This window comes from Gordonia sp. UBA7860 (assembly GCF_002500165.1).
In the GTDB taxonomy this organism is placed as follows: domain Bacteria; phylum Actinomycetota; class Actinomycetes; order Mycobacteriales; family Mycobacteriaceae; genus Gordonia; species Gordonia sputi.
This window is the reverse complement of record NZ_DLSO01000114.1, coordinates 16,712-39,108: the sequence shown is the minus strand read 5'-3', so window position 1 is coordinate 39,108 and position 22,397 is coordinate 16,712. Positions and strand designations below refer to the sequence as shown.

18 protein-coding genes and 1 pseudogene are annotated in these 22,397 nt (G+C 65.0%); 13 read left to right on the top strand and 6 right to left on the bottom strand.

Annotated elements, in window-relative coordinates; genetic code table 11:
* The 4 genes and pseudogenes from B3T59_RS14200 to B3T59_RS14185 form a co-directional block, all read left to right on the top strand.
* A pseudogene (locus B3T59_RS14200) lies at positions 1-192 on the top strand (energy-dependent translational throttle protein EttA); the annotation flags it as partial.
* Positions 193-258: 66 nt separating this feature from the next.
* Entirely contained in the window at positions 259-5,070 is a 4,812-nt protein-coding gene (locus B3T59_RS14195; RefSeq protein ID WP_039856547.1) for an NAD-glutamate dehydrogenase, read from the top strand.
* A 65-nt stretch (positions 5,071-5,135) separates the two neighbouring features.
* Complete coding sequence (locus tag B3T59_RS14190; RefSeq protein WP_005207764.1) at positions 5,136-5,597, top strand: acyl-CoA thioesterase; 462 nt, start codon at positions 5,136-5,138, stop codon at positions 5,595-5,597.
* Entirely contained in the window at positions 5,594-6,295 is a 702-nt protein-coding gene (locus B3T59_RS14185) for a hypothetical protein (RefSeq protein ID WP_064864767.1), read from the top strand. The genes B3T59_RS14190 and B3T59_RS14185 overlap by 4 nt, the downstream gene beginning before the upstream one ends.
* Positions 6,296-6,302: 7 nt before the next feature.
* On the opposite strand, the gene B3T59_RS14180 is transcribed toward B3T59_RS14185, so the two are convergent.
* A complete protein-coding gene (locus B3T59_RS14180; protein ID WP_287003904.1) occupies positions 6,303-8,156 on the bottom strand; it encodes an alpha-amylase family glycosyl hydrolase in 1,854 nt (617 codons plus the stop codon).
* A gap of 91 nt (positions 8,157-8,247) precedes the next feature.
* Positions 8,248-8,688: a globin gene (locus B3T59_RS14175; RefSeq protein WP_049697035.1), complete on the bottom strand. Its 441-nt coding sequence runs from the start codon at positions 8,686-8,688 to the stop codon at positions 8,248-8,250.
* Between the two features lie 206 nt (positions 8,689-8,894).
* Here B3T59_RS14175 and B3T59_RS14170 point away from each other — a divergent pair, with 206 nt between their 5' ends.
* Positions 8,895-9,143: a hypothetical protein gene (locus tag B3T59_RS14170; protein WP_064862067.1), complete on the top strand. Its 249-nt coding sequence runs from the start codon at positions 8,895-8,897 to the stop codon at positions 9,141-9,143.
* Positions 9,130-9,630 carry a DUF5130 domain-containing protein gene (locus B3T59_RS14165; protein WP_064862066.1) on the top strand — a complete coding sequence of 167 codons (501 nt, stop codon included), beginning with the start codon at positions 9,130-9,132 and terminating at the stop codon, positions 9,628-9,630. The genes B3T59_RS14170 and B3T59_RS14165 overlap by 14 nt, the downstream gene beginning before the upstream one ends.
* A 108-nt stretch (positions 9,631-9,738) precedes the next feature.
* On the opposite strand, the gene B3T59_RS14160 is transcribed toward B3T59_RS14165, so the two are convergent.
* Positions 9,739-11,205 carry a cation:dicarboxylate symporter family transporter gene (locus B3T59_RS14160; RefSeq protein ID WP_287003907.1) on the bottom strand — a complete coding sequence of 489 codons (1,467 nt, stop codon included), beginning with the start codon at positions 11,203-11,205 and terminating at the stop codon, positions 9,739-9,741.
* Between the two features lie 176 nt (positions 11,206-11,381).
* Between B3T59_RS14160 and B3T59_RS14155 the strand changes: the two genes are divergently transcribed.
* Positions 11,382-12,947, top strand: coding sequence for a sensor histidine kinase (locus B3T59_RS14155; protein ID WP_287003903.1), 1,566 nt, complete (start codon positions 11,382-11,384; stop codon positions 12,945-12,947).
* On the top strand, positions 12,944-13,636 hold the full coding sequence (locus B3T59_RS14150; protein WP_287003906.1) for a response regulator: 693 nt from the start codon (positions 12,944-12,946) through the stop codon (positions 13,634-13,636). Before B3T59_RS14155 ends, B3T59_RS14150 begins: the two co-directional genes overlap by 4 nt.
* 4 nt (positions 13,637-13,640) lie before the next feature.
* On the opposite strand, the gene pepN is transcribed toward B3T59_RS14150, so the two are convergent.
* Positions 13,641-16,214 (bottom strand): aminopeptidase N, encoded by a 2,574-nt coding sequence (gene pepN, locus B3T59_RS14145; RefSeq protein ID WP_287003901.1) that lies wholly within the window; start codon positions 16,212-16,214, stop codon positions 13,641-13,643.
* 154 nt (positions 16,215-16,368) lie between these two features.
* Between pepN and B3T59_RS14140 the strand changes: the two genes are divergently transcribed.
* Positions 16,369-16,977 (top strand): DsbA family protein, encoded by a 609-nt coding sequence (locus B3T59_RS14140; protein WP_064864773.1) that lies wholly within the window; start codon positions 16,369-16,371, stop codon positions 16,975-16,977.
* Positions 16,978-17,016: 39 nt separating this feature from the next.
* Here the strand turns inward: B3T59_RS14140 and B3T59_RS14135 are convergent, their stop codons facing one another.
* Positions 17,017-18,072: a M48 family metallopeptidase gene (locus B3T59_RS14135; protein ID WP_197500797.1), complete on the bottom strand. Its 1,056-nt coding sequence runs from the start codon at positions 18,070-18,072 to the stop codon at positions 17,017-17,019.
* Here B3T59_RS14135 and B3T59_RS14130 point away from each other — a divergent pair.
* Positions 18,046-18,519 carry a ribose-5-phosphate isomerase gene (locus B3T59_RS14130; RefSeq protein ID WP_064862478.1) on the top strand — a complete coding sequence of 158 codons (474 nt, stop codon included), beginning with the start codon at positions 18,046-18,048 and terminating at the stop codon, positions 18,517-18,519. The genes B3T59_RS14135 and B3T59_RS14130 overlap by 27 nt on opposite strands.
* A 61-nt stretch (positions 18,520-18,580) precedes the next feature.
* Positions 18,581-19,384, top strand: a complete 804-nt coding sequence (locus tag B3T59_RS14125) for an Fpg/Nei family DNA glycosylase (RefSeq protein WP_287003899.1) — start codon at positions 18,581-18,583, stop codon at positions 19,382-19,384.
* A gap of 103 nt (positions 19,385-19,487) precedes the next feature.
* On the opposite strand, the gene B3T59_RS14120 is transcribed toward B3T59_RS14125, so the two are convergent.
* Entirely contained in the window at positions 19,488-19,631 is a 144-nt protein-coding gene (locus tag B3T59_RS14120; RefSeq protein WP_168431298.1) for a hypothetical protein, read from the bottom strand.
* 225 nt (positions 19,632-19,856) lie between these two features.
* Between B3T59_RS14120 and B3T59_RS14115 the strand changes: the two genes are divergently transcribed.
* Together B3T59_RS14115 and sthA are read left to right on the top strand one after the other, a co-directional pair.
* A complete protein-coding gene (locus tag B3T59_RS14115) occupies positions 19,857-20,834 on the top strand; it encodes a PE-PPE domain-containing protein (RefSeq protein WP_251721052.1) in 978 nt (325 codons plus the stop codon).
* A gap of 52 nt (positions 20,835-20,886) precedes the next feature.
* On the top strand, positions 20,887-22,347 hold the full coding sequence (gene sthA, locus B3T59_RS14110; RefSeq protein WP_064862482.1) for a Si-specific NAD(P)(+) transhydrogenase: 1,461 nt from the start codon (positions 20,887-20,889) through the stop codon (positions 22,345-22,347).
* Positions 22,348-22,397 lie beyond the last annotated feature (50 nt).

Genomic DNA, 22,397 nt, shown 5'->3' with positions numbered 1-22,397 from the left:
ATCAGCCACGACCGGTGGTTCCTCGACCGGACCTGTACCCACATTCTGGCGTGGGAGGGCAATGTCGAAGAGGGACAATGGTTCTGGTTCGAAGGCAACTTCGAGGCGTATGAGGCGAACAAGGTCGACCGGCTCGGACCCGACGCCGCGCGTCCGCACCGGGTTACTCACCGGAAACTCACTCGCGACTGAATCGCGTCACTACCATCGCGGTAGGGCTCGAATCGGAGATCATCTCCCAATCTCCTTGAAGTGAAGGTGAGTGCGTTGTCTCAAGAGAGTGCTCTGTTGCCTGCGGCGGTCAGCTGCTATCTCAACGCGAGCAACCCTCCGGGCGACGCGCACCACCCGACGACGGGTTCGGGCGGTGGTCTCACCGACGCGACCGACCTCGACGCGATCGACGATGCCGATCTGAACCGCGTTCGTCGACACGTCGGGTTGGCGTCGACGCGATCAGCGGGGCAGTGCCTGGTCGACGTGAGCTCGGGACCGTCGGGAACCGAGATCGTCGTCGTCAACGACGACATGCCACTGCTGGTCGAAGCGGTGCTGACCGTCGTCGAGGCGCACGGACTGACCGTCAGCCGCATCGACCATCCGGTGATGGCGGTGGCGCGCGACGAGGCAGGCACGCTCAGCGACATCGGCGCCGGACCAGACCGCTCAACGGAGTCGTGGATCTACGTGGTCGCGATGTCGGCGAAGGGTGAGGTCGACACCGAGGCCTTGCGTACCGAACTCGTCGACGTCATCGCCCGTGTGGCCGACGTGGACCGCGACGCGGTGGATATGCGCGGCCGCCTGTCGACCTGCGGTGCCGACTGCGCCGTCGCCCCGACCACCGCGCAATCGGGCATAGCCGCCGTCGACCGGTACGAGTATTCACGCCTTCTCGACTGGTTCGCGGGCAACCACTTCGTGCCACTCGGCTACCGCAGGGTGGGCATCGACGGCGCGGTCTCCGACGGCCGGGGTCTGTGGCGGGGCGACTCACTCCTCGACCTCACCCAGGCGCGCGACTTCGGGGTGCTCACGCAGCCGCCGCTATTGCCGCGTGTCTCGCGGGTCTATCTCGAAACCGGCGTGCAGCGGTCGAACTATCCGATCCTGATCCAGATTCCCGAGTTCGACGCCGCCGGAACGCATGTGGGAGAACACCGATTCCTCGGCACCTTCACCTCGTCCGGCCTGCACCAGACGATCCTCGACGTCCCCGTGCTGCGCGGCAAAGTGCACGAGGTGATCCGCCGCGCCGGCGTCGACGAGGATTCGTTTGCCGGTCAGTCGATGATCGAACTGCTGCAGAACTACCCGCTGGTGGAGATGTTCGCGTCGTCGGATGCCGAGTTGAGCCGTCGGATCGGCGAGATGTTCGACGCCGTCGCCACCCGAACCCTGCGCGCGTTCGTCCGCGTGAACCCGCAGGGCAGTACCGCCACCGCGCTCATCTATCTACCTCGCGACAGGTACAACACGCAGAACCGCCTGGCGCTGCAGAACGTCGTCTCAGAACAATTGCATGGCACTGCGCTCGAGTACTCGGCACGTGTCAGCGAGATGCCCCTCGCGCAACTACAGGTGATGGTCCGCGTCGACGAATCCGACGCCGCGCGACGCGGCACCTTCGACATCGGGACGCCCGAACAGAGCGCCATCCAACACGAACTGGCACAGTCAATCCGGACGTGGGACGAGCGGTTCCGCGAAGCGGCGGGCGGACTCGACGCGGCGTCGGCCAGGCTTCCCGTCGGCGGCGTCGACGCCCTGTTTCGGTTGCTTCCTGCGCTGCCCGAGGATTACAAGGACCAGCGCGAGCCGTCGGACGCACTCGCCGACCTCATCCGTGTCGCCGATCTCGACGCCGGCGACATCGCCGTGGCGCTGGCGCAGACCGGCAGCGAGCCCGGGGCGCTGTGGAAGTTCACGCTGTATTTGTGCGGCGGCGCAGCCACCTTGACCGACGTGCTGCCGGTGCTCCACAGCCTCGGCCTCGACGTCGTCGACGAGCATCCGTACCGCCTCGTGCGGCCTGACGGGCAGGTCTGCCACGTCTACGAATTCAGTGTCGCGTTGGCCGACGGGATGTCGGTGGATCTCGACTCCGCCGACGACCTCGACGGGCGGTTCACCGATGCCTTCGTGCAGATCTGGCGGCAACGCGCAGAGGTCGACGCCTACAACGAGCTGATCATCAGGTGCGGCCTCGACTGGCGTTCCGCGGCGATGCTTCGTGCGTACGGTCGGTACCTGCGCCAGTGCGGCTTCTCGTACAGCAACACCCTGGTTGCGCACACCCTCGGCGAGTACCGCGATGTCACGCGGGGACTGGTCGAGCTGTTCGAGGCGTCGTTCGACCCCGACCACGCCGACGAACAGCAGCGCGACCGTGCGGCAGCTGCGCTCAGCGACGACATCGGCAAGGTCCTCGGACTCGAAGCCGACCGCATCGTCTCGGCGTTCTCGGCCGTCATCGGGGCGACGTCGCGCACCAACTTCTACGTCCGCGACGACGACGCCGACCGACCGGTGATGTCGTTCAAGTTGCGGCCCAGGGAGATTCCGCAAACGCCCGAGCCGCGGCCACTGCACGAGATCTTCGTGTACTCGCCGCGCGTCGAAGGGGTGCACCTGCGTTTCGGTGCCGTTGCCCGCGGCGGACTGCGCTGGTCGGATCGACGCGAGGATTTCCGCACCGAGATCCTGGGTCTGGTCAAGGCGCAGGCCGTCAAGAACGCGGTGATCGTGCCCGTCGGCGCCAAGGGCGGATTCGTCGTCAAGCGGCCGCCCGCACCGACCGGTGACGCCGCCGCGGACCGTGACGCCACGCGCGCCGAAGGTATTGCGCAGTATCGAGATTTCATCTCCGGCCTGCTCGACGTCACAGACAACCTCGACCAGCACACCGGTGCGGTCATCCCCGCGAGGTCGGTGGTGCGTCGAGACGGTGACGACACGTATCTCGTCGTCGCTGCGGACAAGGGCACGGCGTCGTTCTCCGATATCGCCAATGATGTTGCAGCGCAGTATGATTTCTGGCTCGGGGATGCTTTTGCCTCGGGTGGTTCGGCGGGCTACGACCACAAGGCGATGGGCATCACCGCGCGAGGCGCATGGGAATCGGTCAAGCGTCACTTCCGTGAGATGGGCGTCGATACCCAGTCGCAGGACTTCACCGTCGCCGGTATCGGCGACATGAGCGGCGACGTGTTCGGCAACGGCATGCTGTTGTCGCAGCACATCCGTCTCGTCGCGGCGTTCGACCACCGGCACGTGTTCGTCGATCCGAATCCGGACGCCTCGTCGTCGTATACCGAACGCGCACGGCTCTTCTCGTTGCCGCGCTCGTCGTGGGCCGATTACGACACCTCGCTCATCAGCGAGGGTGGCGGGGTCTGGTCGCGAGAGACCAAGTCGATTCCGATCAGTGAACAGATGCGCACGGCACTCGGGCTCGACGTTGGTGTCGACGCGTTGTCGCCTCCGGAACTGATTCACGCGATCCTGCTGGCGCCAGTGGACCTGCTGTGGAACGGCGGCATCGGCACCTACATCAAGTCGTCATCCGAATCCGACGCGCAGGTGGGGGACAAGGCCAACGATGCGATCCGTGTCGACGGAGATCAGTTGCGCGCCAAGGTCGTCGGCGAAGGCGGCAACCTCGGCGTGACCGAACGCGGTCGGATCGAGTTCGACCTCGCTGGCGGGCGCATCAACACCGATGCGATGGACAACTCGGCGGGCGTCGATTGTTCCGACCACGAGGTCAACATCAAGATCCTGCTCGACTCCGCGGTCTCAACCGGCCAACTCGTGGCTGCCGACCGTGATCCGCTGCTGGAGTCGATGACCGACGAGGTCGCCGATCTGGTGTTGGCCGACAACGTGTCGCAGAACTCCGAGCTCGGTTTCTGTCGCGCGTACTCGCTCGAGCGCGTCGATGTGCATGCCCGCCTGCTCCACGAGATCGCCTCGCGCGGCGTCGATTTGGCTCTTGAGGCGCTGCCGACACCGCAGCAGTTGATCAAGCGGCTGCATTCGGATGTGCACCGCGGGCTCACCTCGCCCGAACTCGCGACGCTGATGTCGCACGTGAAGTTGATCGCCAAGGACGACCTCCTGGGGGGTGACCTGCCCGAGAACGATGTGTTCGAGGGTCTGCTCGCCGAGTACTTCCCGCTTCCGCTGCGCGAACGTTTCGCAGACGGCATCCGTGCGCACCGACTGCATCGCGAGATCGTCACCACCGTCCTCGTCAACGAAGTCGTCGACAGGGCGGGCATCACGCACCTGTTCCGGCTCGGAGAATCGACGGGCTCGACGACTGAGGAGGCCGTGCGGGCGTACGTGGTTGCCGACCGGGTCTTCGGACTCTCGGATCTCTTCGCGCGCATCCTGCATGCCGACGCTCCGGTGGAAGCCATCGACGAGATGATGCTCTACGAGCGGCGACTGCTGTTCCGGGCGTCGAGATGGCTGCTGGCGTTTCGCCCGCAACCGCTCGCGATGGCGGCGGAGATCACCCGCTACGCCGAGCAGGTGGCTGAACTGACCGCACTGATCGACAGTTGGTTCGGCGCGCAGTCGGCCGCCGACGTCGAGCGGCGCGTCGAGCACTACCGCGAGCTCGGTGTCGAGACCGACCTCGCCCACGACGTCGCGATCAGTCTTCATCGGTTCTGCCTACTCGACATCGTCGACGCCGCCGAGATCGCCGACCGCGATCCCGTCGAGGTCGGCGAGCTGTACTTCGCGATCATGGAGCATTTCGGACTCGAGGAACTGCTCACCGCGGTCTCGACGCTCGAGTACGGTGACCGCTGGCATGCGTTGGCGCGCTTGGCTCTTCGCGACGACATGCACGGCGCGCTGCGTGCCCTCACGCTCACGATCCTGCAGAGCAGCGAACCCGACGAGAGCGCGGCCGAGAAGATCTCCGAGTGGGAGTCGTCGCACTCGTCGCGGCTGTCTCGGGTGCGCTCGATGCTCGCCGATATCGAGCAGGGTCCAGAACTCGACCTCGCGACGCTGTCGGTTGCGGCGCGGCAGTTGCGCAGCCTCATCAGGTGACGAACCTCGTCAGTTGACGACGATCGGCCCTCTCACGGGGAGGTGTCGCGAACGAAAGGACAGTCGTGCTCTACGAGGACGAGGGAGTCAGGACCGACGCCGGTTACGTGGTCAAGGTTCCCGTCCGCTGGTCGGACATGGATGTGTTCGCGCACATCAACCACGCGCGCATGGTGACACTCATCGAAGAGGCTCGGATTCCCTGGCTCTTCTACGACGGGCGACCCACAGCCGACCTGCGTCGCGGCTGTGTCGTCGCGGACCTGCACGTCAAGTATCGCCAACAGGTGCGCCACGACGAGGGGCCGATCGTCGTGACCATGTTCGTCGAGAAGGTGCGCGCCGTCGACTTCGTCGTCGGATACGAGGTGCGTCCAGACGCCGCGTCGCCGACCGACAAACCCGCCGTCACCGCGACCACCCAACTCGTCGCATTCGACGTCGACGCACAGCGGCTGCGGCGACTGACCCCGGACGAGCGTGAGTACCTGGAGAGTTTTCGCCGCACCTCGGACGACAGCGCGTGACCGCGTTACCCGAGCGGTTCGTCGTCGCTGCCGGCCCCGACGACCGCAGGGACGCACTGGCCTTCCTGACGCGCGCCATGCGACTCGACGAGGCCGCGGTGATCAGAGTGGTGCAACGGTCTGACGGGCTACTCGCGTTCTGGGCACATACCGGGTTCGACGTCCTGGTCACCCGGTCGATCTTCGGCAGTGCTGCGCCGTCGGACATCGTCGTCGACGCGGACACACTGCGGGGCCGGTTGAGCGACGGTACGGCGGGTGTGCCGGTGGAGCCGGGGATGTCACTCGACTCCGCGTGGCGTGGTGCGCTACCGCTGCGCAGCGGCTACCGGCATCTCGACGACGTCCCAGCGCGGACCGTTGTCGAGTTGACGCGCGAGGGAGCACGCCTCGCACGCGAAGAGGGCAGCAACTTCGGGCCTGCGACGGGCCTGCTTGATCAAGGCGTACTCGACGTCTCGTCGGCCGACGGGGCACTGAATGCCACGGTCTCGCTGCGCTCGTTGTTCGCGCTCACCGCAATGGGTTTCGTGCGCGACGCCGACGGCCACGAGGTCACCGAGACATCACCGATCGACGCCATCGGCGCCACCGAACCTGTGCGCGTGCGCATTTCGGCAGCGTGGATTCGGATCGACGCGCGCTACGGTTCGGTGTACCAGCGCAGGCACCGCGACCTCGATGTCACGGTTGTCTGAGCTGTTCTCAGACGAGCCATGCGGCGGCGTTGGGTGCCAGCATGCCGTCGACGAGGGGTGCGCTCGTGAGGATGAGTTCTCCCGGCGGTAGCCCGACCGGTTCGCTGGTGGTGTTCAGCGCGCACACCAGGTGTCCCTCGGAGCGTCGGAATGCCAGGCACCCCGTCGGGGCGCCGTACCACTCGATGTCATCGCCTGCGAATTCTTCACGCTCATAACGCAATTCGATGGCCGTGCGGTACAGCGACAGCGTCGAGTTCATGTCCTCGAGCTCGGCTTCGACGGTGAACTCCGCCCACGACTCTGGAATCGGAAGCCACGTCTGCGGATTCGTCGAGAAACCGAACGGCGGCTCGGAGCCCTCCCACGGCAGCGGTACCCGTGATGCGTCCCGCCCGCGTTCGGTGTGTTCGGAGCGTTCCCAGACCGGGTCCTGCAGCGCGTCGTCGGGCAGATCGGCGTTGGGCAGGCCGAGTTCTGCGCCGTTGTAGATGAATATCGAACCGGGAAGCGCGAATTCGACGAGCGCCATCGCCCGTGCCCGCGCAGTGCCCAGCTCGATGTCGGCGTGGGGCGCCGGCTCGGCTTCCGGTGTCTCGGCTTCTGGTGCCTCGCTGTCAGAAGTGTCGCTGTCAGAAGTGTCGCTGTCCGGTGTTTCGCCGTCGGGAGTCTCGCTGTCGGGGATCGCACCGGCCAGACCGTAGCGGGTCACCTCACGGTCGACGTCGTGATTCGACAACGTCCAGGTCGGTGTTCCGCCGACGCTGTGCACGGCGTCGAGGGAGTTCTCGATCGCATCGCGGATGGCGTCTGCGTCGAACGGTGCCTTGGCGAGTCTGAAATTGAAGCCCAGATGCAGCTCGTCGGGGCGGAGGTACTCCGCGAATCGCTCGTTGTCGTCGACCCAGATCTCGCCGACGTTCGCGGCACCGGGGTAGTCGTCGATGACCGCGCGGATCTTTCGGTGGATGTCGTGGACCGCGTAGTTGTTGAACCTCGGGTCGTCGTCACGGTTGACCAGGAGGCCCGCAGCCTCGACATCCATGTCGGGAAGATCCGCGGGTTTGGCCATGCCGTGTGCGACGTCGATGCGGAAGCCGTCGACGCCGCGGTCGAGCCAGAAGCGCAGTGTCTTCTCGAGGTCGTCGAAGACCTCGGGGTTCTCCCAGTTCAAGTCGGGCTGCTCGGGCGCGAAGATGTGCAGGTACCACTGTCCGGGCGTGCCGTCGGGCTCGATGACACGGTCCCACGCGGGTCCGCCGAAGATGCTGACCCAGTTGTTCGGTGGCTCGTCGCCGTTCTCGCCCCGCCCGTCACGGAAGATGTACCGCGCACGTTCGGGACTGCCCGGTCCCGCCGCCAGTGCGTCGATGAACCATTGATGCTTGTCGCTGGTGTGGTTGGGGACGAGGTCCATGGTCACGCGGATCTCGCGATCGTGCGCCTCGGCGATCAGTTCGTCGAACGTCGCCAGATCGCCGAAGAGTGGATCGATATCGCGCGGGTCCGAGACGTCGTAACCGTGGTCGGCCATGGGGGAGCGCATGATCGGGCTCAACCACAGCGCGTCGATACCGAGCAGCTCGAGATAGCCGAGCTTGTCGATGACCCCGGCGAGGTCGCCGACGCCGTCGCCGTCGAGATCGGAGAACGACCGGGGATAGATCTGGTAGAAGATCGCCGAACGCCACCAGGTGTCGTCGGCAGGGTCGAGCTGGGTCGCGACAGTTGCGACTCCTTCTGTCTCAAGGACATCGTTCTCGGGGACATCGTTCTCGGGGACATCGTTCGCCTCGATGACGTCCTGGCCGTCGGCGTCGAGTGCGTCGTCGCTGAGGTCGTCGGGTGTCTCGTCGCTCACCGCGACAATTCTGCCCTACCTGTGTTTTCCCGTAGAAGACCAGGTGGCATCGGCGCGTCGTGTCCGATCTGTCGGATTGATGCAGGCGAGATCAGAAGGGTGAATTGACCATCGACTGGGCGGCCATCTCCATGTAGTCGACGAGCGCCTGGCGGTGGGGCGGGTCGAGGGTGTCGTCGTCGATCGACGCGATGGCGGTGTGCATGCAGCGCAGCCACGCGTCGCGCTCGATCGGGCCGATGGTGAACGGCTGATGGCGCATGCGCAGTCGGGGGTGGCCTCGTTCCTCGGAGTAGGTTCGCGGGCCTCCCCAGTACTGCTCGAGGAACATGCGGAGTCGACGCTCGGCAGGGCCGAGGTCTTCTTCGGGGTACATCGGCCGGAGGATCTCGTCGGCGGCGACCTCTCGATAGAAGACGCTGGTCAGCTTCTCGAAGGTCTCGTGGCCACCGACCTCGTCGTAGAACGAACGATGGACCTGGGTGTTCGCCGGCTGGCCGCCGGCAGGGATGTTGCCGCTCACCCGACCCATTGTCCCCACCGTGCGCTGTGGTCTCAACATTGCCGCGAGAAGGCGCCCGCGACAGCGCTCCGGACGCGTCTACGACAGACCGTAGGGGTCGGTGCCCGAACGGCTGTGGTGTGGGCTAAATTGATCACACGACCTGTGCGGCGTGAACGTGTCAACGCGCGCTCACCGGCCGTGCGGCAAGAGGGTTTACCGATCGGAAGGGTCTCATGGACAACTGGATCGCCTACATCGGAGTGCCTGTCACGGTCCTGGTGGTTATCTTCGCCCTGGCGTGCGTGGTCTCGATGGCATTCTCGAATGGCGTCAAGTATCCCAAGCAGCAGGAATACACGCTCGACCAGAAGTGGGACCGTGGACCGCTGCTCTTCTCCGCAACGGAGATCGAACCGATTGCGTTACCGCGTCACGCGGAACCGAATGATGTGGATGGAGGCTCGGCCAGTGCCAAGTGGTGAGATTTCGCAGACGACAGGTTCCGAAGGATCGCACGAGGTCATCGCGGCCTCCGCGCTGCCCGTCGGCACGGTCATCACCAACAGCGGGCGCGTCTCGTCCACCCGCTTTCCCGGTCAGACCGCGACGACCCCTCCCTTCTCCCGCGATGAACTGATCGCACTCGACGACGCGATCCACGCCGCGACCGAAAAGGCGCTGGTCCGCTTCTCCGTCTACATCGGAGAACTCGGAACCGATCCGGTCGCCGATGCGCGCAACGTGCTGCTCAAGGCAGCTCCCGAGCCCGCATACGGCACACTGCTCGCGGTGTCACCCAATACGCATGACGTCGTGGTGGTGTCGGGTAGCGAGGTCGCCGACCGCATCAATGATCGCGTCGCCGATCTGGGCGTGACCGCCGCCATCGGCAGCTTCCGTCAGAACGAGCTCATCGACGGACTCGTCTCCGCGCTGCACGTTATGGCGACGGCAGCAGCACCCATCTGAAGCTGCGACACCGAAGAACTTCAGCAGCTGGACAAGAAAGAACCAACGAGAATGGCCCGGGAGTAACTCCCGGGCCATTCTCTTGTGCTGTCGCTGCTGCGTCGGTACCTACTGTGCAACCAGGTCTCTGGTGACCGGTGGCTTCTCTGCGGACACCTTCTCAGCCGGCGCGACGGTGGTCGAGTCCTCATTCTTCGTACCGGGCCGCGCTGGAGAGCTTCCAAGATGGTCGTCGACCATGTCGTTCTCGTCGAACGGTGCGCGGCCGGAGAGCACGTCGTCGATCCGATTCTTGTCGATGGTCCCCGTCCACGATCCGACGAGGATCGTCGCGACGGCGTTGCCCGAGAAGTTGGTGACGGCGCGAGCCTCGGACATGAAGCGGTCGATGCCCACGATCAGTCCGACTCCGTTCAGCATGGCCGGCTGGTGGGCCTGCAGTCCGCCGGCCAGAGTTGCCAGCCCGGCGCCGCTGACGCCTGCGGCGCCCTTCGACGCGATGATCATGAAGACCAGCAGGCTGATCTGCGCTCCGATCGACAGCGGTGCACCCATCGCATCAGCGATGAAGATCGACGCCATCGTGAGGTAGATGGCTGTGCCGTCGAGGTTGAAGGAGTAGCCGGTCGGAACGACGACGCCGACCGTGGACTTCTCGACGCCGAGGTGTTCCATCTTGGCGATCAGGCGGGGTAGCGCCGACTCGGAGGACGAGGTGGCAAAGATCAGCAGGTACTCACGGGCAAGGTAGCGGACGAGTCGGAAGATGGACACGCCTGCGACCGACCGCAGGATCACGCCGAGGACGCCGAACACGAACACCAGGCACGTCAGGTAGAAGGCGATCATCAGGATCAACAGCTGCCCGACCGCGGCCCAGCCGGTCTGCCCGACGACGTTGGCGATCGCGCCGAACGCGCCGATCGGGGCGAGCCACAGAATCATGCTGAGGATCTTGAACACGAGCTTCTGGATGTAGGCGACAGCGGCGAGGATCGGCTCTCCGCTCGAACCCATGGCCTGCAGGGCGAAGCCGACGAGGAGCGCGACGAACAGTGCCTGCAAGACGTTGCCCGAGGTGAGCGCCGACAGGAGCGAATCGGGGATGATCCCCTCGACGAACGCCATCAGTCCGCCGGATTCGTGGGCCTTCTCGGCCAATGCCGAACCCTTGTCCGCGGTCGCCGTGATGTTGAGGCCGTCGCCGGGTTTGATCAGATTTCCGACGACGAGTCCGATCGCGAGTGCGATGGTCGACATCACCAGGAAGTAGACGAAGGCGAGTCCGCCGACCTTGCCGACGGTCGCGGCCTTTCTGACCGAACCGATGCCCAGCACGATGGTGCAGAAGATGACCGGCGCGATCATCATCTTGATGAGACTGACGAACATGGTGCCGAGTACCCCGAGGTCTTTGCCCACACCGGGAGCGATGAGGCCGACCGCCACACCTCCGACGACGGCAATGATGACCGCCACGTACAGCCAGTGCGTCTTGTCACGCTTCTTGGGCGGCGTTGTCGGGATCTCGTCGGTCGCCAACGCGCCGTCTGGGTGTCGTCGTCTCAGATTCATCGTGCTGTCCTTCCTGTGATGCAGGTCGACGTCTTCGAAGCGCACCCGCTGTGAAAGATTGTTGGTCAGCACCGTGATGTGGGTCACCAATGAGTTCATTTCGTTCAGGCGATCACCGTGGTGAACTCGATGGCGATTGCCGTAGGGGCGGTCGCGGAAGAAGGGACGGTGTGGGCATGCCGCGGTGGCGTCCCCGGACACTCGCCGGTCAGGCTGTGGCGTTGCAGCTGGCCGTCGTTGTGGTGATCGTGGTGGCTGCAGCGGCACTCGCCCTGCTCGATGCGCGGCTCGACGGAGTGCGTGCCGCGCGTGAGCAGGTCACCTCCGTAGCGGTGAGCATCGCTGATGCCCCTTCGACGGCCCGCGCGCTGGCTTCTCCCGACCCGACCGCGAGCCTGCAGCCGGTCACCGAGGAGATCCGTTCGGTCACCGGCCTCTCGTTCATCACCATCATGAACACCGACGGTGTGCGCTACACCCATACGAGGCCTGCGCTCATCGGGCAGCGCTATCTGGGATCGACCAGCCAGGCGCTTCGGGGCGAGGTCTACACCGAGACCTACACCGGGACGCTGGGGCCGTCGATTCGTCCGATCGCACCTGTGCGCAACGACCAGGGCGTGATCGTCGGGATGGTTGCCGTCGGGATCACGCAGTCCACGCTCACCGACGAGTGGCTCGATCAACTGCCGTTGATCGCGTCGATCGGGCTGGTGGCCATCGTCGCCGCTCTCGGCGGACTCTGGCTCATCCGACGACGGCTGTTGCGGCTCACCGGTGGTCTGGCCCCGGGAGAACTACGCGTCATGTACGACCATCACGACGCGGTGCTCCATTCCGTCAAGGAGGGACTCGTGGTGATCGACGACGGCGAGATCGCGTTGTGTAACGACGAGGCGCGTCGGTTGTTGGCCGGCGAGAGTGGCGGCGACGTCGGTGAACTCGACGAGATGCCCGAATTCCTGCTCGGCACAGAGCCTCTCACCGACGTGCTGTATGTCGATCAGGGCCGGGTGCTGGTGGTCAATCGAGCTCCGGTGTCGACGAGGCCCGGTTCGACCGTCGTCACGATCCGAGATCGAACCGAATTGTCGGCTGCCATAGGCGAATTGGATTCGCTCTCGCGTTTCGCCGAGGCTCTCCGGTCGCAGGCGCATGAGTCGGCCAATCGGCTGCACACCATGGTCGCGCTCATCGAAACCGGCCACGCGGAACGCGCCGCCGATCTCGCCACCGCCGATCTCGCCCTCTCGCAGCGACTGGTCGATCGCGTATCGGAGACGATCAGTGACCCCACCCTCAGCGCGCTTCTGCTCGGGAAGTCGGCACAGGCAGCAGAACGAGGAATCTCCATGACGTTGACGGAAGAGTCGGCTCTCGACGCGGTCGATGCCTCCCCGCTGACCACCGACGAGATGATCACCATCGTCGGAAACCTGATCGACAATGCGTTGGACGCCTGCGATCCACATGACCCGTGGGTGGAGGTCACGGTGGCCTCGACCCACGGATCACTACAGATCGTCGTTGCCGACAGCGGTCCGGGGATGACCGACGACGAGTTCCAAAGGGCTTGCCGTAGAGGATATTCGACGAAGTCCGGCGGCGATGAGCAGGGCAGAGGTCTTGGCCTTGCCCTGGTGAGTCACGTCGTCAACCGACACGGCGGCACCGTGCGATCCGAGCACACGTACGGTTCGGTCGTCACTGCCGAGATACCGAGCGGAGAATGGTCGTGGTGATACGCGTGATGATCGTCGACGACGAGCCACTACTCGTGCAAGCGCATCGCGACTACCTCGCCCGGATCGGCGGATTCGAAGTGGTGGCGACGGCGGGCACCGCGCAGGACGCGCACCGTGCGGCTGCCGCGGCTGTGGCGGCAGGTGCGCCTGTCGAACTCGTGCTGCTCGATCTGGGACTGCCCGACGCGAGCGGAATCGACCTCGCGTCCGCTCTGTCCGGGCTGCGGCCCGATCCCGACATCATCGCCATCACGGCGGCGCGCGACCTGCCCACGGTCCGCCGGGCAGTGGCGCACGGCGCGCTGCTCTATCTGCTCAAACCGTTCTCGTACGCGGCTTTCGCCGAGAAGATCGAGCACTACCTGCGCTACCGCGACACCGTTGCGGGCGACGGCGACGCGGTGAGCCAGCGCGACGTCGACCGCGCGCTTGCCGCGTTGCGCACCGCCGACCCGCGTCGCGGCGCACCCAAGGGCATGGCACCGGACACCACCGACGCCGTCGGAAGGGCGGTTCGCGATGCACCCGACGGACTGACCGCATCGGAAGTCGCTGCGCGAGTGGGTAGTTCGCGAGTCACCGCGTGGCGGTATCTGGAGCGGCTCGCCGACGCCGGCACGGTGCGCAGGGTCACCGAGTACGGCGGGGCGGGCCGCCCCCAGATTCGCTACACGTGGACGAGGTGAACTCTCACTCGGTGTCGAAGCCTCGTGCGCGAAGCGAGCGCTCGACACCGGCGCGACCCTCGATGATCAACCGCTTGAGTGCTGCCGGGTGATCGTTGGAGAGGAACTCGTCGGCCTTCGCCAGCGCCTCGGGTGTGATCTCCCACGACGGATACAGTCCGTTGACGACGGTCTGCGCGACCTCGCTCGATCGACGGCTCCAGACCTCCGGAACCGCGGCGAAGTACTTGTCGACGTACTGCGACAACAACTCCGACTGGCCCGGACGGTCGAACCCGGCCACGACGGCTCGCGTGTAGATGTTCGAGAGCGTGTCGTCGTCGATCGCCTGCGACCACGCGTCGGCCTTCGCCTCGGCAAGCGGACGCGCGGCACGCGCGGTGGCGGCCTGCCGTGTACCCGCAGAGGTGTTGTCGCGCTTGGCCTCGGCGTCGATGACGGGTGTATTCGAGGGGTCGCTGTCGATGGCTCCCGCAGTCGCCAGCGCGAGCACCAGCTTCCACCGCAGGTCGGTGTCGATGGTCAGACCTGCGAGACCGTGGTCGGCGGGGTCGTCGCCGTCGAGGAGCGCCCGCACCACCGCGATCTGTTGGTCGAACAGTCGTCCCGCGAGCAGGGTGTTGATGAACGCGAGCTGATGGTCGGAACCCGACTCTGCCGCGCGGGCGAGTTCGAGGAGTCGGGAGCTGAAACCCGGCCAGCCGACGGTCGCGGCCCACCCCGGGTCGGCGTACGACTCGATCGCGGTGGTCGCCTGCAGCAGAACACGCTGCACCACACCGATTTCGGTCTCCGCGGCGATGCCGTGCTTGACGAGCGCCACGAAGTCGCGCGCCTTCATCTCGGCCTGGCGGGTCATCTCCCAGGCGGCCGACCACACGAGCGTGCGTGGCATCGAGTCGGTGATGTCGCCGATGCGTGCGGTGGCGGTCTCGAGCGATTCGGGGTCGAGGCGCACCGACGCGTACGTGAGGTCGTCGTCGTTGAGCAGAATCAGTTTTCCGCGCGGGACGCCGACGAGATCGGCGACCTCGGTGACCGAGCCCTCGACGTCGAGTTCGACGCTCTGGACGCGTTCGAGAGCGCCGGATGCGTTGTCGTCGTAGATGCCTACGCGCATGCGGTGCACGCGTGTCTCGCCTGCGCCGGGAGCTGCGCCGTCCTGAATGATGGCGAAGCGGGTGAACGCGCCCGAGTCGTCGACCTCGAAGTCGGGGCGGATGACGTTGATGCCGGTGGTCTTGAGCCACTGGCTGCCCCAGTCGGAGAGGTCGCGACCCGACGACTTCTCCAGCGCGGCAAGCAGATCCGAGAACGTCGCATTGCCGAACTTGTGCGCGGTGAAGTAGTCGCGCAGACCCGCGAGGAAGTCGTCGACTCCGACATAGGCGACGAGCTGCTTGAGCACGGATGCGCCCTTGGCATAGGTGATGCCGTCGAAGTTGACCTCGACGGCGGCGATGTCAGGGATGTCGGCGGCAACGGGATGCGTCGAGGGCAACTGATCCTGGCGATAGGCCCACGACTTCTCGACGTTGGCGAACGTCGTCCACGCGCTGGTGTACTCGGTTGCCTCCGACTGGCACAGCACCGATGCGAACGTGGCGAAGGATTCGTTGAGCCACAGGTCGTCCCACCACTTCATGGTGACCAGGTCGCCGAACCACATGTGCGCCATCTCGTGCAGGACGGTCTCGGCGCGTCGCTCGTAGTTGTAGTTGGTCACGCGCGACCGGAAGACGTAATCCTCGAGGAACGTGACGGCGCCCGCGTTCTCCATTGCGCCTGCGTTGAACTCAGGCACGAAGAGCTGGTCGTACTTGCCGAAGGCGTAGGGGATGCCGAAGTTCTTGTGGTAGAAGGAGAATCCCTGCTTGGTCTCGGTGAAGAGACGCTCGGAGTCCATGAACTCCGCGAGGGACGCCCTGCAGTAGATCCCCAGCGGGATCGAACCGTGGTCGTCGGTGTAGGTGTCTGTCCACTCCGCGTACGGCCCCGCGATCAACGCGACGAGGTACGTGCTCATGACCGGGGTTTCGGCGAAGCGGTGCACTCCGCCGTCGATCGACTCGGTCAGCGCGTTGGAGATGACCTTCCAGTCCTCGGGCGCGGTCACGGTGATCGTGTAGGTCGCCTTGAGATCGGGCTGGTCGAAGCAGGCGAACATCCGCTTGGCGTCGGCGGTCTCGAACTGCGAGTAGAGATAGACGGAATCGTCGGTGGGATCGACGAAACGGTGCAGCCCCTCACCGGTGTGTGAGTAGGCGCAGTCGGCGACGACGACGAGCTCGTTGTCCGCGGCGAGATCGGCGAGGGTGAGTCCCACCGATTCGTCGAAGCCGCTGACGTCGAGTTCTTTTCCGTTGAGCGTGGCCGAGATGAGCGTCGGCGCGACGAGGTCGATGAAGGTCTGCGAGCCGGGTGTCGCGGTGAAGGTGACGGTGCTCGTCGAGCGGAAAGTCTTCTCTCCGGGCTTGCCGCTGCCGTCGGTGAGGTCGAGTTCTACGTCGTAGTGGGATACGTCGATGGTGGTGGCACGTTCCCGCGCCTGGTCTCGGGTCAGATTCGGGGCAGTCACAATCGCCAGCTTAGCCGCGTAACGTCGGCGTGGAATCGTTGCGGACGGTCGTTGGTTGAAAGTGCTGCTGGTGCAAAGACCTGATGGTTCTTCAACGACCTGTTGGGTGTGAACGACCGATACGCGTTGGCCATGTCGAAGGGAATGTGTGCAGATGTCGCAAAAGGATCGTATTGATTTCTGGTTCGACCCACTGTGCCCGTGGTGCTGGATCACCTCGCGGTGGATTCTCGAGGTGGAGAAGGTGCGCGACGTCGACGTGAACTTCCACCTGATGAGTCTCGCCGTCCTCAACGAGGGCCGCGACATCCCCGACGACTACCGCGAAGCGCTCAAGAACGCCTGGCGGCCGGTCCGCGTCATAGCCGCGGCCGTAGCGGTGAAGGGCGACGACATCCTCGCGCCGATCTACACGGCCATGGGCACCCGAATCCACAACCAGGGCAACAAGGATTTCGACGTCGTGATCGCCGAGACGCTCGATGAACTGGGCCTCGATCCCGAGCTCGCGAAGGCAGCGGACTCCACCGAGTACGACGACTGGATTCGCACCAGCCACCACGAGGGCATGGACAAGGTCGGTGACGACGTCGGGACGCCGACCATCCACGTCAACGGCGTCGCCTTCTTCGGCCCGGTCTTGTCCCGGACTCCGCGCGGTGAGACCGCGGGCACCGTCTGGGATGGCGCCGTCGCACTCGCGTCGTATCCGCACTTCTTCGAACTCAAGCGCAGCCGCGACGAGGATCCGCAGTTCGACTGAACCGGCTCTCGTCGCCTGATGCGAGAACCAACCCCGGTCTCAGAACTTGGGCGGAGCCTCGAGCCCGTTCGGCAGCGACCCTGCGGCCACGGCGGCAGGGTGCGGCGGTGGCGTGACGGGGACCGCGTTGCCGCTGCCGACGCCTCGCACGATGGTCTTCGGGCGGAACAGGATCGCGCCGGCGCGCGTGCGATCACGCAGTGCTGCCGCGCGCCACGTGAGAACCGGGTGTGACGCAAGCAGATTCACGAGGAAGATGAAGAAACCCTTCTCGTGTGTTGCCCTGTCGGCCAGTTGGTCGAAGTCGACGGCGCGCAGCATGTACTTGCCCGCCGAGAGCACGCCCATTGCCCGCGGCGCACCGTCGGGCTGCGTGTAGTAGCCGAAGTTGTCGGCCGAGTACTCCTGGGCCCTCGACAGCAGCGAGCCGAGTATGGGGATCTGCATGCCGATGCTCGTCGCGAGTTGTCGCCAGTACGACGTGTGCCCCGCGGCGATATGACCGACCTCGTGGCCGATGATGAATCGCAGCGCCTCGGGATCTCGTGCCCTACCGCCGATCTCGAAGAGGTCGGAGTAGACGACGACGTAGCGTCGGAAACCGTGGCCTGACGCGAACGCGTTGATCTGCCCGTTGCCGAGCACGACGTAGGCGTCGGGCACGTACTCGAGTCCGTAGCGGGCCGCCGCTTCGACGACCATCCGGTATCCCTCGACGAACTGCGTCGGCGTCATCTGAACGCCGTTGGCGCGGGGAGTGGCATAGGTGATGCCTCGGATGAGGAACAGCAGCAATGGCAGCGCGAGTGCCAGCAGCGCGAACTGATTGAACACACCGAACATCACCAGCACCAAGATGGTCACGTAGCCGATCAGCGACAGCAGGATCAGCACGACGAGCGTCGGGATCTCCCACGGATGTAGTCGCGGCTTTGCCGCGTACTTGGCCGGCGTCAGCCACCGTCGGTTGGGGTCGTAGTGGGATGTCGTCGGCGCCGGATCAGCAAGTCCTGGCACATTCGGAATAGGCGATGAGTCGTCCACGGCCTTCAATCTATAGTGGTCGCTATGCGCGTATACGTCGGTGGCGACCATGCCGGATTCGAACTCAAGGCCAAGATCTCTGAACACCTCAAGGCAAACGGGCACGAAGTGATCGATTCCGGCGCTCATGTGTACGACGCACAGGACGACTACCCCGCATTCTGCATCGCCACCGCCCAGAAGACCGTCGACGATCCGGGCAGCCTCGGCATCGTGCTCGGAGGTAGCGGCAATGGCGAGCAGATCGCCGCGAACAAGGTCAAGGGTGCACGGTGTGCGCTCGCCTGGAACGTCGAGATCGCCCAACTCGCCCGCCAGCACAACAACGCCCAGCTCATCGGTATCGGTGGCCGCATGCACACCACCGAGGAGGCGTTGGCGATCGTCGACGCCTTCGTCGACACGCCGTTCTCCGAGGAACCGCGTCATCAGCGTCGAATCGACATCCTCAGCGAATACGAGGAGACCGGCGTCGCGCCGGCGCTGCCCGAGTCCTGATCGTCGAGAACCCTCGCTGACACCGATGACCGGCAGACGGCGATGACCGGCAGACGGCGCCGTGCCTGAAGGCCATACCCTGCACCGCATCGCGCGGCGCCAACGAAAACTATTCGACGGTCAGCGCGTCGCGGTCAGTTCGCCACAGGGTCGGTTCGCCGAGGGAGCCAGCGTCGTCGACGGAATGGTCTTCGCCGACGCTCAAGCGTGGGGCAAGCACCTCGTGCAGCGCTACCGAGATGGTCGACGTGACCAACTACTGCACGTTCACCTCGGGCTCTACGGCGCGTTCACCGAGTTGGCTGTCCCGATGGGCGAGCCGGTTGGGCAGGTGCGGATGCGGATCGTCGGGGAGTCGACGGGTGTCGACCTCCGTGGCCCAACCGCGTGCGAGCTGTACACGCCCGAAGACCTCGACGCACTAGTCGCGCGGCTCGGCCCCGACCCGCTACGGTCCGACGCCGACCCGTCGCGGGCGTTCGCGGCCATCGCGCGGTCGCGTCGACCGATCGGCGCGCTCCTGATGGATCAAAAGGTCATCGCGGGAGTGGGCAACGTGTATCGCGCAGAAGTGTTGTTCCGCAACGGAATCGACCCGATGAGGCCGGGTACGTCGATCACCGCTGACGAGTTCGATGCCCTCTGGAGCGACTTGGTCGCGCTGATGAAGGTCGGGGTCCGCCGCGGGCGAATCCATGTGGTACGTCCCGAGGACGATCACGGTGCACCGTCGTACGCCACCAAGCGCCCGCGCACCTACGTGTACCGGCGCGCGGGAGAGAAGTGCAGGATCTGCGGAACGCCGATCGCGCACAGCGAACTGGAAGGTCGAAACCTGTTCTGGTGTCCGGTCTGTCAGTCGTGATCGGCTGCTCGGCAGTGACGTGAGACATAACGGATGTCGGGCAGAAGGGACGCGCGACAGGACGGAGCCCGCAGTCAGTGACTACGGGCTCGAGATGTGTGACTCAGTGAGTGCGCTGCTCGGCGCGCTGCGCCATGATCAACAGTTCGTCGCGCTGCGAATCGGCGGCTACCCGGTTGATCCGGTCGTAGAGCCTGCGACGGTCAGAGGAATTGTGGAGCTGTGCACGGAATCGTGCGAAAGACATCGGAATTGCTGCTTTCTTCGTATCAGGCGTCTTGTTCGGTGGTGCAGTCAGATGTTCGACCGTCGAGATTGGTCGCTTCACGAACTGCCCTATCCAGTGTTCGCGTTAATTCTGTGTAAATCAACCTGATCTGACGTGATCTGCGCGACTCTGACCTGCGGTCTCACAGAGAAAGTTCAGTGTCGTTGGGCGCTGTTCTCATCGGCGGCGCCGACCATGGAACCCATGGAGTACACAGATCTTCGGCAGGCGGCAGACGCACGTGATCTGATCGGCTATGACGTAACGGCCCCGGCGTTTACGGGCGATCGCATCACGGTCCTCGCGGTCGGGGGAACCGGTGAGTCGTACCAAGGGGATTCGCGAACAGCGGTTACCGGGATGCTCGCCGCCGTCACCGATGATCTCGACGCCCGTTTCATGTCCCGGTGGGTGGGCTACCCGGCGAGCTACGGGCCTGCGAACGGTCGAGACGGCATGAGTTACGCAGACAGTGTGGCCGAGGGTGTCCTGGCGCTCCGCCACCAGCTGGCGCAGACCAGCGGAGTCGTGATGGTCGTCGGGTATTCGCAGGGCGCCGTCGTCGTCCGCCGTTGTGTGCACGAACTGCAACTCGACGGTGATCCGGCACTGAATCGTGTTCTGGGGCTTGGTTTCGTCGCCGATCCGCACCAACCGCCCGGCGTGGTCACCGGTTGTTCCGGATGGGGCGTCGCGGGGGAGGGGCCGCGGTTGCCGGATCAGATTCCCGCGTGGTGGGTCGGTGCACCTACCGACATGATCTGCAACGCAGAACCGGATTCGCTGATCCGCGACATCGCCGATCTGACGCCAACGCTCGAGTTCCGTCGACCAATCCGATGGATTCTCGACATGCTCGCGATCCTGCGGGACAACGCTTTTCAGAATGCCGCGCGTACATCACTTCGACCGACCCAGTGGAGCCGGGACGTTCGCCGCGTTCGCGCCGCATGGCGTGCGGTGCGTCGATACCTCCCAGCTCTCATCGTGTGGCACAGCCTTGTGATCACCAACCGCGACGGTGGCAGGCACACCGCGTACAGCCGGGAGCCGTATCGGCGCCTCGTCACAGATCCTGAGACGACGGGCTGCCAGGAGTTGGCCCGGTGGTTACAGGTCGGTGCAACCTTTGCCCCGGTCTGCGTCTCGAGTCGTGCGAACCCGGTCGCTGAGCGACACTGATCACAGACCCGCGACGGGTCGTCAGGCGTCAAACGAGCGAAAGACGGACCCCGTGGATCATTTCGACATCGTTGTCATCGGTTCTGGACCGGCTGGGCAGAAAGCGGCCATAGCTGCCGCGAAGCTCGGTAAGCGGGCAGCAATTGTGGAGCGGCGCAACATGGTTGGTGGCGTCTGCATCAACACTGGCACGATTCCGTCAAAGACGCTTCGTGAGGCGGTCCTGTATCTGACCGGCCTCAACCAACGCGAAATGTACGGCGAATCGTATCGATTGAAATCGGATATAACGGTCACTGATCTTTCGGCCCGCACCATGCACGTCGTCGGAAAGGAAATCGACGTCATTCAGAGTCAGCTCGCCCGCAATGGTGTGACCATGCTGCTCGGTAGTGCGTACTTCACGAGTCCCAACGAAATAGCGATCGAGGACGCAACAGGCGATCTCAAACGGGTGAGCGCCGACAAATTCGTGATCGCCGTCGGCACGCGTCCGGCGCGCCCACCCTCGGTGGACTTCGACGGCACCACCGTCGTCGACTCCGATCAGATCCTGGCGCTCGACCGGGTTCCGCGCTCGATGGTCGTCGTCGGGGCGGGAGTGATCGGCATCGAGTACGCGTCGATGTTCGCGGCACTGGGCACCAAGGTGACCGTGATCGAGCAACGGCCCACAATGCTCGACTTCTGCGACCGAGAGATCGTCGAAGCGCTGCAGTACCAACTGCGCGAGCGGGGCGTGACATTTCGATTCGGTGAGCAGGTACAAACCGTCGAGACCCATCCGTCGGGGACGCTGACGATTCTCGCGTCCGGCAAGAAGATTCCCGCCGACACCGTGCTCTACTCCGCCGGGCGCCAAGGTGTCTCCGACGAGTTGCGGGTCGAGGCGGCGGGCCTGACCGCGGACAAACGTGGCAGGCTCACCGTCGACTCCGACTTCCGTACCGAGGCCGACCACATCTACGCCGTCGGCGACATCATCGGGTTCCCGGCCCTGGCCGCGACGTCGATGGAGCAGGGGAGGCGCGCGACGTATCACGCTTTCGACGAGCCCGTCGGTGCCACGGACGACAACCTGCAGCCCATTGGCATCTACGCCATCCCGGAGATCAGCTACGTCGGTCAGACCGAGGATCAACTGACCGCTGCGAATGTGCCGTTCGAGGTCGGCGTCGCGCGGTATCGCGAACTCGCCCGAGGCGCCATCATGGGCGACTCCTACGGGCTCCTCAAGTTGCTCGTGCACGCCGAGGAACGGACGCTTCTCGGCGTGCACGCGTTCGGTAGCAATGCGGCCGAACTCGTGCACATCGGCCAGACGGTGATGGGCCTCGGCGGAAAGATCGACTACCTCGTCGACGCCGTCTTCAACTATCCGACCCTGGCCGAGGGTTACAAGGTGGCCGCGCTCGACGCGTCGAACAAGATGCGGGCCATTGCGCAGGTGCGAGCCGAGGGTAATCGGATGGGCCTCGACGTCGGGACGGTCGACGCGGGAACCCTGGTCTGACTCCAGACGACACGAAACAGGCTCGAGACGACACGAGAGAGGCTCCCGGT